At 70.0% G+C, this 16,242-nt stretch carries 10 protein-coding genes; 2 read left to right on the top strand and 8 right to left on the bottom strand.

Annotated features, from left to right (window positions below; translation table 11 throughout):
- Positions 1–75: 75 nt before the first annotated feature.
- Positions 76–2,961, bottom strand: coding sequence for a vitamin B12-dependent ribonucleotide reductase (locus tag ABD858_RS24355; protein ID WP_345041228.1), 2,886 nt, complete (start codon positions 2,959–2,961; stop codon positions 76–78).
- Positions 2,962–3,111: 150 nt separating this feature from the next.
- Positions 3,112–3,633, bottom strand: coding sequence for a transcriptional regulator NrdR (gene nrdR, locus ABD858_RS24350; protein ID WP_345041225.1), 522 nt, complete (start codon positions 3,631–3,633; stop codon positions 3,112–3,114).
- 473 nt (positions 3,634–4,106) lie between these two features.
- On the opposite strand from nrdR, the gene lexA reads away from it, so the two are divergent.
- Positions 4,107–4,892: a transcriptional repressor LexA gene (gene lexA, locus ABD858_RS24345; RefSeq protein ID WP_345041223.1), complete on the top strand. Its 786-nt coding sequence runs from the start codon at positions 4,107–4,109 to the stop codon at positions 4,890–4,892.
- 262 nt (positions 4,893–5,154) lie between these two features.
- On the opposite strand, the gene ABD858_RS24340 is transcribed toward lexA, so the two are convergent.
- The 5 genes from ABD858_RS24340 to ABD858_RS24320 form a co-directional block, all read right to left on the bottom strand.
- Entirely contained in the window at positions 5,155–7,149 is a 1,995-nt protein-coding gene (locus ABD858_RS24340) for an ATP-dependent DNA helicase (protein WP_345041221.1), read from the bottom strand.
- A gap of 38 nt (positions 7,150–7,187) precedes the next feature.
- Positions 7,188–9,017 carry an IucA/IucC family protein gene (locus tag ABD858_RS24335; protein ID WP_345041219.1) on the bottom strand — a complete coding sequence of 610 codons (1,830 nt, stop codon included), beginning with the start codon at positions 9,015–9,017 and terminating at the stop codon, positions 7,188–7,190.
- A 25-nt stretch (positions 9,018–9,042) separates the two neighbouring features.
- Complete coding sequence (locus ABD858_RS24330) at positions 9,043–9,729, bottom strand: GNAT family N-acetyltransferase (protein ID WP_345041216.1); 687 nt, start codon at positions 9,727–9,729, stop codon at positions 9,043–9,045.
- A 14-nt stretch (positions 9,730–9,743) separates the two neighbouring features.
- Positions 9,744–11,654, bottom strand: coding sequence for an IucA/IucC family protein (locus tag ABD858_RS24325; protein ID WP_425586345.1), 1,911 nt, complete (start codon positions 11,652–11,654; stop codon positions 9,744–9,746).
- Between the two features lie 122 nt (positions 11,655–11,776).
- Complete coding sequence (locus ABD858_RS24320; protein WP_425586242.1) at positions 11,777–13,186, bottom strand: diaminobutyrate--2-oxoglutarate transaminase family protein; 1,410 nt, start codon at positions 13,184–13,186, stop codon at positions 11,777–11,779.
- A 200-nt stretch (positions 13,187–13,386) separates the two neighbouring features.
- On the opposite strand from ABD858_RS24320, the gene ABD858_RS24315 reads away from it, so the two are divergent.
- Positions 13,387–14,601, top strand: a complete 1,215-nt coding sequence (locus tag ABD858_RS24315) for a trypsin-like serine peptidase (RefSeq protein ID WP_345041211.1) — start codon at positions 13,387–13,389, stop codon at positions 14,599–14,601.
- 64 nt (positions 14,602–14,665) lie between these two features.
- On the opposite strand, the gene hflX is transcribed toward ABD858_RS24315, so the two are convergent.
- Entirely contained in the window at positions 14,666–16,168 is a 1,503-nt protein-coding gene (hflX, locus tag ABD858_RS24310) for a GTPase HflX (protein WP_345041209.1), read from the bottom strand.
- Positions 16,169–16,242 lie beyond the last annotated feature (74 nt).

Raw genomic sequence — 16,242 nt, 5'->3', positions numbered from 1 at the left:
TCCACTGGCAAAAGAAGCGGGATGCGGACCCGAAAGTCCACATCCCGCCTCAGAGTTCACCGCTCAGAGTGAAGATCAGCTGCAGCCGCTGGTCGAGCCGCAGCCCTCGCAGATGTAGCAGCTGCCCGCGCGCTGCATCTTCGTGCCACAGGAGAAGCACAGCGGCGCGTCAGCGCTGATGCCGAGCTGCATCTCGACGAGCTCCGCCGAGGTGTGGGCCTCCTTCGGCGCGGGGTTCGCGGCCTCCGGAGCCTTCGCGGCGACGGCCTTCGGGCTCTCCGTCTGGATCGGGGCGGACTGGGCCAGGCCCTCGACGTCGACCTCGTCCTCGATCAGCTCGTACGAGCCGGTCTCCAGGTGGCGCTGGCGCTCCTCGGCGGAGTGGATGCCGAGCGCCGAGCGGGTCTCGAAGGGAAGGAAGTCCAGCGCCACGCGGCGGAAGATGTAGTCGACGATCGACTGTGCCATCCGCACGTCCGGGTCGTCCGTCATGCCGGCCGGCTCGAAGCGCATGTTGGTGAACTTCGAGACGTACGTCTCCAGCGGGACGCCGTACTGCAGACCGACTGAGACGGCGATGGAGAAGGCGTCCATCATGCCCGCGAGGGTCGAGCCCTGCTTGGACATCTTCAGGAAGACCTCACCCAGACCGTCGTCCGGGTAGGAGTTGGCGGTCATGTAGCCCTCGGCGCCGCCGACCGTGAAGGAGGTGGTGATGCCGGGACGGCCCTTCGGGAGGCGCTTGCGGACCGGGCGGTACTCGACGACCTTCTCGACCTTGGTCGGCTCGACGGCCTTCTCGGCCTTCGCCTCTTCCTTCTTCTTCGCGGAGAGGGGCTGGCCGACCTTCGAGCCTTCGCGGTAAATGGCCAATGCCTTTACGCCCATCTTCCACGCCTCGAAGTAGATCTCCTCGACCTCTTCGACGGTGGCGGACTCCGGCATGTTCACGGTCTTCGACAGCGCGCCGGAGATCCACGGCTGGATGGCCGCCATCATGCGGACGTGGCCCATCGGGGAGATGGAGCGCTCGCCCATGGCGCAGTCGAACACCTCGTAGTGCTCGTGCTTCAGGCCGGGGGCGTCGATCACATTGCCGTGCTCGGCGATGTGGGCGACGATCGCCTCGATCTGCTCCTCGAGGTAGCCGAGGCGGCGCAGGGCCTGCGGGACGGTGCCGTTGACGATCTGCATCGAGCCGCCGCCGACCAGCTTCTTGAACTTGACCAGGGCGAGATCGGGCTCGAGGCCGGTGGTGTCGCAGGACATCGCGAGACCGATGGTGCCGGTCGGGGCGATGACGGAGGCCTGGGAGTTGCGGAAGCCGTTCTTCTCGCCGAGGCGGATCACGTCCTGCCAGGCCTCTGTGGCGGCGGCCCAGACCGCGGTGTCCAGGTCGTCCATGCGGACGGCCCTGGTGTTGGCGTCGGCGTGCTGCTTCATGACGCGCAGGTGCGGCTCGGCGTTGCGGGCGTAGCCGTCGTACGGGCCGACGACCGCGGCGAGCTCGGCGGAGCGCTTGTACGACATACCGGTCATCAGGGAGGTGATGGCACCGGCGAGGGCGCGGCCGCCGTCGGAGTCGTAGGCGTGGCCGGTGGCCATCAGCAGGGCGCCGAGGTTGGCGTAGCCGATGCCGAGCTGACGGAAGGCGCGGGTGTTCTCGCCGATCTTCTGGGTCGGGAAGTCGGCGAAGCAGATGGAGATGTCCATCGCGGTGATGACGAGCTCGACGACCTTGGCGAAGCGCTCGACGTCGAAGGACTGGTTGCCCTTGCCGTCGTCCTTGAGGAACTTCATCAGGTTCAGCGAGGCGAGGTTGCAGGACGTGTTGTCCAGGTGCATGTACTCGCTGCACGGGTTCGAGCCGTTGATGCGGCCGGACTCGGGGCAGGTGTGCCAGTGGTTGATGGTGTCGTCGTACTGGATGCCCGGGTCGGCGCAGGCCCAGGCGGCCTCGGCCATCTTGCGGAAGAGCGCCTTGGCGTCGACCTCCTCGATGACCTCGCCGGTCATACGGGCGCGCAGGCCGAACGTGGAGCCGGACTCGACCGCCTTCATGAACTCGTCGTTCACGCGGACGCTGTTGTTGGCGTTCTGGTACTGGACGGACGTGATGTCTTCGCCGCCGAGGTCCATGTCGAAGCCCGCGTCACGGAGGGCGCGGATCTTCTCCTCCTCCTTGACCTTGGTCTCGATGAAGTCCTCGATGTCGGGGTGGTCGACGTCGAGGATGACCATCTTGGCGGCGCGGCGGGTGGCGCCGCCCGACTTGATCGTTCCCGCGGAGGCGTCGGCGCCTCGCATGAAGGAGACCGGGCCGGAGGCGTTGCCGCCGGAGGAGAGGAGCTCCTTGGAGGAGCGGATGCGGGAGAGGTTCAGGCCGGCGCCGGAGCCGCCCTTGAAGATCATGCCCTCTTCCTTGTACCAGTCGAGGATCGACTCCATGGAGTCGTCGACGGACAGGATGAAGCAGGCGGAGACCTGCTGGGGCTGGGGCGTGCCGACGTTGAACCAGACCGGGGAGTTGAAGCTGAAGATCTGGTGGAGGAGGGCGTAGGCCAGCTCGTGCTCGAAGATCTCGGCGTCGGCGGGGGAGGCGAAGTAGCCGTGGTCCTCGCCGGCCTTGCGGTAGGTCTTCACGATGCGGTCGATCAGCTGCTTGAGACCGGTCTCGCGCTGGGGGGTGCCGACGGCGCCGCGGAAGTACTTGCTGGTGACGATGTTGACCGCGTTCACCGACCAGAACTCGGGGAACTCAACGCCGCGCTGCTCGAAATTGACCGAGCCGTCGCGCCAGTTGGTCATGACGACGTCACGGCGCTCCCAGACCACCTCGTCGTACGGGTGCACGCCGGGGGTGGTGTGGATGCGCTCGATCTGCAAACCCTGCCGGGCCGCTGCGGCCTTGGATCCCTTGGAGCGGGAGCCTCGTGCCGGGCCGCTCGTCGTCTCTGTCATGCCGCCTCCCATATACGGGCAAAAACGCCCTCAAGTGCCCAGTTCTTCCCATGGCACGGTGTTCTGTCTGTTACCGCGGGCGCCACACACAGCGCTCACGGCAGGTCTGTGTCCGCCGTCGGCCGACCGGTCCCCGAGAGGGGCCGACTGTCAGTCGGCGGCGGTGGCGGGCACGGGGACCTCGGGGGTCGCTCCGGGCGTGCTGCCGCCGGGTGTTTCCGCGGAGGGCCGCCGCTCGCGGAGTTCCGCGATGGCGGCCTCGAAGTCTTCGAGTGTGTCGAACGCCCGGTACACGGACGCGAAGCGCAGGTATGCGACGAGGTCGAGCTCCCGCAGGGGGCCGAGTATGGCCAAGCCCACGTCGTGCGTGGTCAGCTCGGCGCTTCCGGTGGCGCGCACCGCTTCCTCGACGCGCTGGCCGAGCTGGGCGAGGGCGTCCTCGGTGACGGGCCGGCCCTGGCACGCCTTGCGCACACCGTTGATGACCTTGGTGCGGCTGAAGGGCTCGGTCACGCCACTGCGCTTGACCACCATCAGCGAGCAGGTCTCCACCGTGGTGAAACGGCGGGAGCAGTCGGGGCACTGGCGGCGCCTGCGGATCGAGGTGCCGTCGTCGGTGGTGCGACTGTCGACCACGCGGCTGTCGGGGTGCCTGCAGAAGGGGCAGTGCATGGTTCCATCCCTCCTTACAAGCACGACGAAATAGCCTCGGTGGGCCCCGGAGAGGGCCCGCGAAGCAGCCACAAGCATAGGCGATCCCGGAGGCCCTCCCGGACCGCCACCACAACTTGTGGGTTGCGCGGCCAATCCAACCACTAGATCTGGTGTTTCGCCGCCCTCGGGACCCCTGCGCGTGTCACGCGCCCCCGGCAGCGGAGGGCCGGCCACGAGGGTACGGGAAATGCCGTCGCTGCCGGGATTCGGGGCCGCCGGATGACACACTGAAGGCGCGAACGCGCGCTTCACGGGGTACCGTAATGCACCGAATTGCGTTTCGGCCGCATCACATCAAGGGCCGCTCATACACCTGAAAAGACATCCACGGCGGACTTTCCGCGATTTTTCACTCGAACGTGTGTTTGGCGCAACCTTTCGAAAGCAACTACCGTTGTCCAGCTAGGGAGAACATTTCGAGAGGGGCCGCCGTGACCACCACCGCAGACAGTGCCACCATCACTGCCCAGGACCGCTCCCAGAACCGACTCGAGCCGGTGCATGCCATGAATGACGCGATCACGAATCCGGAGGGGCCCAAGCCCACGCGCTCCCTGCCCGGCCGACCTCCCGGGATCCGCGCTGACAGCTCCGGCCTCACGGACCGCCAGCGGCGGGTCATCGAAGTCATCCGGGACTCCGTGCAGCGCCGGGGTTACCCACCGTCCATGCGGGAGATCGGCCAGGCGGTGGGCCTCTCCAGCACGTCGTCCGTCGCCCACCAGCTGATGGCGCTGGAGCGCAAGGGCTTCCTGCGCCGCGACCCGCACCGCCCCCGGGCGTACGAGGTGCGCGGCTCCGACCAGCCCAGCACACAGCCCACCGACACCACCGGCAAGCCCGCCGCGTCGTACGTCCCGCTCGTCGGCCGGATCGCGGCCGGCGGCCCCATCCTCGCGGAGGAGTCGGTCGAGGACGTGTTCCCGCTCCCCCGCCAGCTCGTCGGAGACGGCGAACTCTTCGTACTCAAGGTCGTCGGCGACTCGATGATCGAGGCGGCCATCTGCGACGGGGACTGGGTGACGGTCCGCCGCCAGCCGGTCGCGGAGAACGGCGACATCGTCGCCGCGATGCTGGACGGCGAGGCCACGGTCAAGCGCTTCAAGCGCGAGGACGGCCATGTGTGGCTGCTGCCGCACAACTCCGCGTACCAGCCGATCCCCGGTGACGAAGCCACCATCCTCGGCAAGGTGGTGGCGGTGCTGCGGCGGGTGTGAAACCCTCGCCGCCCCTGAACGGCCCCGGGACCCACTGCGCCGGTCCCGGGGCCCTGCTGTGCCCGCGGCAGCGCCGCTGATGCCTTGCAGTGCCCATCACCGAGACCCGTCGGGTGCGGGCCGGTGTGCCGGGTTGTGCCCACCCGCCCCCACAGCCCTTCGGGCCTGGGGGTGCCCCCGTCACTACGCTCGCCCGGCGGTACCCCGGACGAAGGCTGGGGGAGGTACAACTCCCCACAGCCCCTCTACGTGCCCTCTGCCTTCACTTACCCTCTGCCTTCGCCGCCGCGTCGATCGCCGCGAGCGATTTGCGGACCTGGTTACGGTCCGTCGTGTACCAGAAGTCCGGCAGTGACGCCCGCAGAAAGCTGCCGTAGCGCGCCGTGGCGATCCGCGGATCGAGAATCGCGACCACACCACGGTCCCCCGTCGCCCGTACGAGCCGGCCCGCCCCCTGCGCCATCAGCAGGGCCGCGTGCGTGGCCGCGACGGCCATGAAGCCATTGCCTCCGGCCTCCTCCACCGCCTTCTGGCGGGCGCTCATCAACGGGTCGTCGGGGCGCGGGAACGGAATCCGGTCCATGACGACCAGCTGACAGCTCGGCCCGGGGACGTCCACGCCCTGCCAGAGCGAGAGCGTGCCGAAGAGGCAGGTCTCCGGATCGGCGGCGAAGTTCTTGATGAGCTCGCCCAGGGTCTCCTCACCCTGGAGCAGGATCGGCTTGTCAAGTCTGCCGCGCAGCTCCTCGGCCGCCGCCTGGGCGGCCCGCATCGAGGAGAAGAGGCCGAGCGTGCGACCGCCGGCCGCCTCCACCAGCTCGGCAAGCTCATCCAGCATGTCCCCCCGGGAGCCCTCGCGGCCGGGCGTGGCCAGATGCCTGGCGACGTACAGGATGCCCTGCTTGGGGTAGTCGAAGGGCGAGCCGACGTCGATGCCCTTCCACACCGGCTGATCCTCGGTCGCCGTGCCCTCGGGGGCGAGGCCGAGCGAGGCACCGACGCCGTTGAAGTCGCCGCCCAGCTTGAGGGTGGCGGAGGTCAGCACGACCGAACGGTCCTCGAAGAGCTTCTCGCGCAGCAGCCCGGAGACGGAGAGCGGGGCGACACGCAGCGAGGCACCACTGTGTCGATATGCGGCTCCGCCGCGGGGATCGTGCCGCTCGTACCAGACCACGTCGTACTCGGAGCCCTGGCAGATCCGCTCGGCGACGTCATGGACGGTCTCGACCGAGCCGAGGGCCTGCTTGCGCACGGCGTCCTCCTCCTGAACGGTCTTGTCACGGGTGTTGCCTAGGGCCGAGATGACCGTACGGGCCGCGTCGCGCAGCGCCATCAGGGCGTAGCCGAGGTCCTCGGGGATCTCCTCGAGGCGGCCGGGCAGGGCCAGCTCCATCAGCCGCTCGAAGCCCTCGGCGGCGGTCTGCAGGGCGTCGGCGGCCTTCTCGTCGACGAGCTTGGCGGCGCGACGCACGGCGCGGTTGACCTGGCCGGGGGTGAGCTCGCCGGTGGCGACGCCGGTGACCCGGGAGACCAGCTCATGGGCCTCGTCGACGATCAGCACCTCGTGCTGCGGCAGCACCGGTGCGCCCTCGATGGCGTCGATGGCGAGGAGCGCGTGGTTGGTGACGACGACCTCGGAGAGCTTGGCGCGCTCGCGGGCCATCTCGGCGAAGCACTCCGCGCCGTACGCGCATTTCGAGGCGCCCAGGCATTCGCGGGAGGAGACGGAGACCTGGGCCCAGGCGCGGTCGGAGACTCCGGGCGTGAGGTCGTCGCGGTCGCCGGTCTCGGTCTCGTCGGCCCAGTCGCGCATGCGCAGCAGGTCCTGGCCGAGCTTGCTGGTGGGCGCGGCGGCCTCGAAGGGGTCGAAGAGGCCGTCCTCGTCGTCCTGCGGAACGCCTTCGTGGAGCCGGTGAAGGCAGAGATAGTTCGAGCGGCCCTTGAGCATGGCGAACTCGGGGCGGCGGCGCAGCAGCGGGTGCAGCGCCTCGACCGTGCGGGGCAGGTCGCGCTCGACGAGCTGACGCTGCAGGGCCAGGGTCGCCGTGGCCACCACCACGCGCTCCCCGTGCGCGAGGGCGGGGACCAGGTAGCCGAGGGACTTTCCGGTGCCGGTGCCGGCCTGGATCAGCAGATGGGAGCCGTCGCCGATGGCCTCGGCAACGGATTCGGCCATCGTGACCTGGCCTGGCCGTTCCACACCGCCGACGGCGGAGACGGCGGCGTGGAGGAGCTCGGGGAGGGAGGGCTTCGTCATAGCCGTTCCACCCTACGGGTCACCACTGACATCAGTGGTCAGGGACGGGAAAGACGGTGCAGCGGGTTGGGCACGGTGCCGTGGACCGCGGCGTGCGGGCGCTCGGAGCGGTCTCGGTAGCCGTCGAGGTGCAGCCGGTTGCGGTTGAGGCAGAGCCGCTCGATGCGCGGGGTGAGCAGGTCGTAGGTCTCGTAGCGGTCCTTGAGCTCGGGGAAGCGAGCCTGGTGGCGCAGGATCTCGGCGCGTACGAGCGACCAGAATTCCGCTTCGGGTACGCCGAGTTGTCCTTCGCACAGTGGGGCGAGGAAGCGGAACACGCCGACGAAGAGCCCTGCGTGGATGAACTGGGTGAGGAATGCGGGCGGCTCGGTGAGCAGTACGGCGCGTACGTCGTCCGGCATGGAGTCGTGTTCGGGCAGTGACTCGGCGCTGATGTTGACGTCGTCCACGAAGTCCTTGATCGCCAGGCGGACCGGAACGTCCCGTTCGTCGAAGACGACGATGGCGTTCTCGCCGTGCGGGGAGAAGACCGTTCCGTAGCGGTAGAGGAAGCGCAGCAGCGGTGGCAGCAGCGCGGCGAAGAGCCGGCGGAGCCAGACGGTGGGGTCGAGTCCGGACCGTTCGACGAGTTCGGCGGTGAAGGCGCGCCCCTGTGGATCGGTGTGCAGCAGGGAGGCGAGCGTACGGGCACGTTCACCGGGGGCGAGCAGGGGCTGGAGCGGCTCCCGCCAGATCACGCCGAGCAGTTCCTTGTACTGGTAGGGCACTTCGGGCAGATGGTCGTAGAGGGGGTGCTCGACGGTGACCGAGGCGACCTCGCCGAGGAGGATGACGCCGCATTCCTCGCGCAGGAAGGGGTCGGCGTCGCGCAGTCCGAGGACCCAGGAGGTGACGGCGGGTGCGGCGAGGGTGCGTTCGGTCGGCAGTCCGCGCCACACAAGTGTGTTCAGGATGGACAGCGGCATTTTGACGGTGTGCCGGTCCGGGCGGCTGGTGTTGACGAAAGTGCGGATGGACTGCTGCGGCAGCCGTAGGTCGCCGTCGGTGTGCAGTGGCACGATGAGGTCGTGGGCAACGGCGGGGGCGAACAGCGGCAGCACGATCTCGCCCCACTGCCAGGGGTGCACGGGCAGGTAGAGGTAACTGTCCGGGTCCAGGCCGCGCTCGCGCAGCCGCGCGACGAAGGCGGCACGTACCGGTTCGTCGAGTTCGCGGGCGTAGAGCCGGCCGGGGGTGTCGAGACCGGGGATTCCGCGGTAGGCGGCGAGTTCCGTGCTGACCGCGATCCAGGGGAGGGCAGTGGGCCTGCGGGCCTCGGGGGTCCAGCGGGCTGCGTCGGTGGGGGAGAAGCCGAGCCGTCCCTTGTTGAGGACGAGCCAGGGGTGTCCGGTCTGGTGGCCTTCGATGTCGGCGTAGTCGAGGTCCGCGAGGTGGGAGACCGGGAGCGCGGTGGTGTCGAGCCGGGTGTCGGCAGCGAGTGTGGTGGTGAGTTCGCGCACGAGATGGCCGAGGGTCGTTCCGTCGAGGCCGAGCAGCCGGCGAGCGAGCATCAGGAAGCGGAGCGGGTCGCCGAAGGGCCGTGCCTCGTGCTCGATGGAGTCCGGGTCGACCCCCCAGTGGCCGTATGCTCCGCGGCGGGCGGTGAAGGCGAGGGTGGATCCGTCGTCGAGCCGGAGGGTGTGGAGGTCGTCGCCGTCGCCGGACCGCGGGACCGGCTGGATGATCTCTTCGTAGGCGAAGGCGCCGAGCGCCTTGGCGAGCAGGCGCCGGGCGGCCCGGTCCCAGGCTTCGCGGTTCAGCTCGGGTGGGGCGAACAGTGCGGGGGTCTCCTCGAGGTCGGGGGCAGCGGGTGGTTCGGCTTTCGTCACCAAGGACTCCTCGGGGTGGGTACGTTCACAGCAGGCCCCGCAGGGCGCGTTCGCGGATCATGAGGGCGGCTCTCTTCTCGGGGAGGTCGACCTCCGCGGCGAGGCGGAAGCCCGCGCTCAGAAAGGCGGAGACGGAGGGGATGTTGCGGAGGTCGGGCTCGGCGACGACCCGCGCGCACAACGGACGGTGGTCGAGCACCTGGTCGGCGACGGCCTTGAGCAGGGTGGTGCCCAGCCCCCTGCCGCGGTCGGCGACCGTGCCGATGAGCAGATGGATTCCGGTGTCCTGAGGGCGTGCCTGGTAGTAGCGGGCCAGTGGGTCCAGGTCCGCGCGGTAGATCTCCCAGTAGCTCATCGGTACGCCGCCGAGGACGCCCAGGCAGGGCACACTGCGTCCGTCGCTGTCGAGCTGGGCGCACAGATGGTCCGCGGTGACGGATTCGGGGCCTGCAAGCGCCCAGAAGGCCGCCACGGCCGGATCGTTCATCCAGCGGCTGACGAGCGGGAGGTCGCGTTCGATGCACACGGGTACGAGCTGGAAGACCCCGCAGCCGGTGGCCACCGGTCCCCAGGACCCCGGGGAGTCGAGGAGCTCCTCGCCGGGTTCCGGTCCGCCCGCCCCGTCCGCCTCGGCGATCAGTGCCACCAGTTCCTCCGGCAGCTGGAGATCCAGGGTGTCCCGGGAGTCCTCGGTACCGTCGTCGGTGGGCATGGCGGGCACTCCTGTCAGCGCAACGGATTGGCGATGGTGACGTAGACGGACTGGGTGTCGACCGGGCCGACGAGTTCGTCGAGGCCGTGCAGCCGGGTCAGGAGGTTGGCCTTGCAGCGCAGGACCGGTGCGGCCAGCAGTTGGGCGGGCAGCGGGGATCCCAGGGTGGTGGCGGTGCCGAGGAACTGGCGGAAGGCGGCGAGCAGGACCCGCTCGTCCGCGAGCCGTTGGGAACCGAACGCCCCGATGAGGCCGAGGACGTTGTTGATCCCCAGGTAGTAGGCGAAGCGTTCGTCGGTGACGGCGTCGTCGACGAAGGTGTCGCTGGCGGCCCCGATGCCCGGCAGCCGTTGTTCGAGTGCGTCGCGGTGGGACTCGCGGAAGTAGTAGCCCTGGTTGTCCCGGTAGCGGCCGCCGCACGGCCAGCCTTCCGGGTCCAGCAGCACCAGGGTGTTCTGCTGGTGTGCCTCCAGCGCGATACCGGCCATGCCGTCGAGCCGGAGCACCGGGCGGACGACATGGTCGAGGTAGCGCAGGAACCATTCGGCGGCGACGGCCGTGGCGGGCCGCCCGGTGCGGGCCGAGAGCCGGGCGACGATGTCGGCGAGGCGCGACCGCACCCCGGTCCTGCCGGGCCAGGGGCGAGGGGCGGTGAGGCCGGCGATGCACACGGCGTCGTCGCCGAAGCCGAAGGGGTTGTGCCGCAGGACGACGTCGAGTCCGGTGACCGGTTCGTCGTCGGGGGTGTCGACGGCGAGCCACGCGGGGTCGCGGACGATGTCGAAGCAGGGGTTGGCCGCGTGCCACTGCTGGGCGAGGCCGCCGCGCAGCAGCCGGTGCACCTCGACGCCGCGGTGGAGTTCCTTGCGGAGGTTCTCGCGCCGGGAGTTGGTGATGCGCAGGGCCAGCGACAGCTTGAGCATGGCGGGTGCACCGGGGCGGTGCACGGTGCGTACGGAGGAGGTGGGGTGCCAGTGGTCGCCGTACGGGCCGAGGTCGTGCAGCAGCCCGGCGTCGAGCAGCGCGGCGACGGCGGGCCGGTGCCTCGACTCCTGTGCCTGCCAGGGGTGGAGGGGCAGTGCCACGCAGCCGCCGGGCAGGGGGAGCTCGCCGGCCAGCCGTCCCGTGAGCCGCTCGGCGGGCACGACACGGCCGCGTTCCGTCCATGCCGAGTCCGCGGCCAGTACGGAGCGGTCCACCGCGAACCAGTGCAGCGGAAAGGATCCGTACAGCTCTGGGGAGTACAGGCGCGCCTCGGCCTCGGAGAGCCCTTCCCTGCTCTTGGGGGTGGGGTGCATCGGATGTCCGAGGAGCAGTGACTGCTCGGCGGTGAGGAAGAGGTCCGCCCGTGGATCGGGGCCGGCGCTGTGGCGCCGCTCGGCGATGAAGGAGGCGGTGCGGCACACCGAGTCGGCCACCCTGGCGACCAGATCAGTTGTTTCGGGCTCGGTTCGCCTCCGGGGGCGCTCAAGGATGTGTCGACGGTCGATCGTGCTCGGTCCCTCCTTCGTCGGGACCTCCGCGCTCCCCCAGCCACCTCCCCCGGCTACCTCCCCCAGCTGCCGCTGGGGGTGCCCCCAGGGGACCCCCAGAGGTGCCCCCACTCCCTCTCGACACAGCCGCGCCCCCTTCGGCTCACTCGCCGACCCCCCATCCGACTCGCGGCCGATGAGGGCTGCGAGGGTGACCGCGTCGACGGGCAGGGCGCCCTGGGGGGCGTCATCCAGGGCAGGTGCGCCGAAGCGGTGCCATCCAGTGGGCGACCAGTAGAGGACGGGGACGAGGAGGACGGTGCCGCTGGCGGGCAGCGGGACCCTCAGGACGGTCCCGTCAGGTGCGGCGAGATCGTTCTCCCGTACCCAGCAGCGCAGCAGGTTCTCGACGGCTGCCGCGTCCGCCGCGGTGTACGGGTCGGGGTCGTCCAGCGGTTCGGACGGACCGCTGTGCGGGGTGAGGTGCTCCGCGAGGACCCCCGCCTTCTGGTGCGGCACGGCGGCCGGTCCGTCCGCGAGCGGGGTGACGGGGGCGTCGGATGCGGGGGTGGGGTTCACAGGCTCTCCCTTGTCCGGGTGGCGGCTGCCAGGGCGTCGGCCAGCCGGTCGAGGACCGCCATGGCCTGTTCGTCGGTGAGCGTGAGGGGAGGCAGCAGCCGGACGACGGCGGAGTCGCGGCCGCCGAGTTCGACGATGAGCCCGCGGCGCAGGCACTCCCGCTGTACGGCGACGGCGAGGGCAGGGTCGGCGGGCGGGGCTTCGGCGGGCTGACGGCCGGACGCCTCCGGGGCGACGAGTTCCAGGCCGATCATCAGCCCCCGGCCGCGTACGTCGCCGACGCACGGGTGCTCGGCGGTCAGTTCCCGCAACTGGTCGAGCATGCGCGCGCCGAGGACGGCGGCCCGCTCGGCGAGCCCGTTCTTCCGTACGTACGCGAGCGTGGCCGTACCGGCCGCCATGGCGAGCTGATTGCCCCGGAAGGTGCCGGCGTGCGCGCCGGGCTGCCAGGCGTCGAGATCGTCCCGGTAGACCACCACCGCCAGGGGCAGCGAGCCGCCGATGGCCTTCGACAGCACCATCACATCGGGCACGATGCCGCTGTGCTCGACCGCCCAGAAGGCGCCGGTCCTGCCGACCCCGGTCTGTACTTCGTCGGCGATCAGCGGGATGGAGCGGTCGGCGGTGATCCGGCGCATCCGGCGCATCCAGGAGTCGGGGGCCGGGATCACCCCGCCCTCGCCCTGTACGGGTTCGAGGATCATGCCGGCCGGGGTGGTCACCCCGCTCTTGGGGTCGTCGAGCAGGTTCTCGGTCCAGCGGGCGGCCAGTTCCGCGCCGTGCTCCCCGCCGGTTCCGAAGGGGCAGCGGTAGCTGTGCGGATAGGGCAGCCGGGTGACGCGTACGTCCTCGGCGCCGCCGGAGGCGTCGAGGGAGCCCGCCGTCATGCCGTGGTACGCGCCGGTGAAGGCGAGCAGCCCCTTGCGTCCGGTCGCGGTGCGCACGAGTTTGAGGGCGGCCTCGACCGCGTCCGTGCCGGCCGGGCTGCAGAACTGCACGCGTCCGTTGTCGGCGAGCCCGGACGGAAGGGTGCTGAACAGCTCTGTGATGAAGGCGTCCTTGACGGGCGTGGCGAGGTCCAGCACATGCAGGGGCGCCCCGGAGTCCAGGACCTTCCTGATGGCTTCGAGGACCACCGGATGGTTGTGCCCGAGGGCCAGTGTCCCGGCTCCCGAAAGACAGTCGAGGTACCGCCGGCCGTCCGCCCCCTCGATCGTCAGTCCCCGTGCCCGTACGGGCACGATGGGCAGCGAGCGGGCGTAGGTGCGGGCCGCCGACTCACGCAGCGACTGCCGCCGCAGAATCCCCTCGTGTACGGACGGAGATGCCGGAGCGGGTACCGCCGCAGCGGTTTCGGACACGGCCACGTCTGTCGTTCCTCCTGCTGTGACGGTTCCGTTGCACATCCGTGGCGCCGCGCTGACGGCCGCCCTGAACGCTGTTGATGGGTCCCCCGTACGTACCAACGACGCCGGGAGCAAAGGATCACGGGCAACACCGGATCGATTGCGGGAACGGAAAGCCGACCTGGCCCGTACCGCCCCCGACGACGCGGGCATAGTGGGGATGCCATCACGTCTTCGAAGTCCCAGGGGGATCACGACACATGCGACCGATACGCCCGAACCTGTCAGCCCGCGGCGCAGGGAGCGCCCGTCGTGGAACCTCCCCCGTTCTCGCGGCGGCCGTCCTGACCACGGCGCTCGCGCTGACGGCCACCGCCTGCGGCCCGAGCGACGACAACGCGGCGGCCGACCCGTCCGCTTCGGCGGCAGCGGGCGGCGACAACAAGATCACCATCCCGGACGATCTCAAGGACAAGCTCAAGAAGCACGGGATCGACCTGGACAAGTGGAGGAACGGCGAGTGGAAGAACTGGGACAGGGACAAGTGGCTGCGTGAGGCCCAGGACTTCGTCAACCCGATCATCGAGGATCTGTGGGACCCGGACCGGATGCGGGACGCGGAGCAGCCCGACAAGCCGGTCGACAACGACATCTCCGGTGACACCGGGGTGACCGACCCGACCCCACGGCCCGTCCAGGCGAAGGCGGCGGACACGCCGTACCACGAGAGCGCGGCCGAGGCGGGAAAGGTCTTCTTCGACGGGCCCGAGGGGTCGATGGTCTGCTCCGCGACGGTGGTCAAGGACCCGGCCAACCCCGGCAGGTCCAACATGGTGTGGACCGCGGGCCACTGCGTCCACGCCGGCAAGAACGGCGGCTGGTACCGCAACATCGCCTTCGTCCCCTCCTACAACAACGACGGCAAGCCGGCGGCGGAGCTGGCGGGCGCCACCAAGGAGGACGTCGCCCCGTTCGGCGTCTACTGGGCCGACTGGGCGCAGACGTCCGAGCAGTGGATCTCGCAGGGCGGCCCGACCGGCGGTCAGGGCGCTCCGTACGACTTCGCGGTGCTGCACGTCACCCCGGAGAAGGGCGGCAAGTCGCTGGAGGAGACGGTCGGTTCGGCCCTCCCGGTGGAGTTCGCCGCTCCGGCTGCGCCCAAGATCGGCACCATGACGGCGACCGGCTATCCGGCCGCGCCGCCTTTCGACGGTCAGAAGCTGTTCCAGTGCGCGGACAAGCCGGGCCGGCTCTCGCTCAGCGCCGACCAGCCCACGATGTACCGCATCGGCTGCACCATGACCGGCGGTTCCTCGGGCGGCGGCTGGGTGGCCACGGGCCGGGACGGAAAGCCGGCGCTGGTCTCCAACACCTCGATCGGCCCGGTGACGGCCGGCTGGCTCGCCGGACCGCGCCTGGGTGAGGAAGCCAAGGAGATCTACACGACGATGAGCGAGAAGTTCGGCGGCCGGTAGGCCCACGGACGCATGAGCGAAGGCCCGCTCCCCCCTCGGGGGGAGCGGGCCTTCGTTCGTAGGGTCAGCGCGCCACCGGTACGTACGGAGCGAGCTCCGCGGCCAGCACCTCGTGCACCCGCGCCTTGAGCAGGGTGCCCTCCGCGGTGTGCTCCTCGGAGATCACCTCGCCCTCGTCGTGCGCCCGCGCGACCAGACGACCGTGCGCGTACGGCACCAGCGCCTCGATCTCGATCGCCGGCCGCGGCAGATCGGCGTCGATGAGCCTGAGCAGCTCCTCGATGCCCTCTCCGGTACGCGCCGAGACGGCGATGGAACGCTTCTCGATGCGCAGCAGACGCTGGATCACCAGCGGATCGGCGGCATCCGCCTTGTTGATCACCACGATCTCGGGCACGTCGAGCGCGCCCACATCGCGGATCACCTCGCGCACGGCGGCCAGCTGCTCCTCCGGCGCCGGGTGCGCACCGTCCACCACATGCAGGATCAGGTCGGAGTCGCCGACCTCCTCCATGGTGGAGCGGAACGCCTCGACGAGGTGGTGCGGCAGGTGCCGGACGAAGCCGACGGTGTCGGCGAGGGTGTAGAGCCGTCCGCTCGGTGTCTCGGCCCGGCGAACGGTCGGGTCGAGGGTGGCGAACAGAGCGTTCTCCACCAGCACGCCCGCGCCGGTGAGCCGGTTGAGCAGCGAGGACTTGCCGGCGTTGGTGTATCCGGCGATCGCGACGGACGGCACCTGGTGACGCTTGCGCTCCTGACGCTTGATCTCGCGGCCGGTCTTCATCTCCGCGATCTCCCGGCGCATCTTCGCCATCTTCTCGCGGATCCGCCGCCGGTCCGTCTCGATCTTGGTCTCACCGGGACCACGGGTGGCCATACCGCCACCCGAGGAGCCGGAGCCACCGCCACCCATCTGCCGGGACAGCGACTGACCCCAGCCGCGCAGCCGCGGCAGCATGTACTGCATCTGCGCGAGCGAGACCTGCGCCTTGCCCTCTCGGGACTTGGCGTGCTGGGCGAAGATGTCGAGGATCAGGGCGGTCCTGTCGACCACCTTGACCTTGACGACATCCTCCAGCTGAATCAGCTGGCCGGGGCTGAGCTCACCGTCGCAGACCACGGTGTCGGCCCCGGTCTCGAGCACGATGTCGCGCAGCTCCTGCGCCTTGCCCGAGCCGATGTACGTGGCCGGGTCGGGCTTGTCGCGGCGCTGGATGACGCCGTCGAGCACCAGGGCGCCGGCCGTCTCGGCGAGCGCCGCGAGCTCCGCCAGGGAGTTCTCCGCGTCCTGCACGGTCCCCGAGGTCCAGACTCCGACCAGCACCACACGCTCGAGGCGCAGCTGCCGGTACTCGACCTCGGTGACGTCCTCGAGCTCGGTGGAGAGGCCCACCACACGGCGCAGGGCCGCGCGGTCGGAGCGGTCGAACTGGTCGCCGTCCCGCTCTCCGTCGATCTCGTGGCTCCAGGCGACGTCCTCTTCCATCAGGGCATCGGCCCGAAGGCTCTCGGTGAAGGTCTCCGCGAAGCGCTGCTCGTCATGGGAAGGGGAAGAAGAGGAGGTCATTGGATCCTTACGTCGAAGAGAGTCTGTTACGTCGGTGACAACGTGTGACGGGCGCTGATCATTCCCCGCGGCCG

This window comes from Streptomyces sannanensis (genome assembly GCF_039536205.1).
GTDB classification, from domain to species: Bacteria; Actinomycetota; Actinomycetes; order Streptomycetales; family Streptomycetaceae; genus Streptomyces; species Streptomyces sannanensis.
Note: the sequence above shows the minus strand (reverse complement) of the source record. Positions and strands in the feature narration are given on the sequence as shown.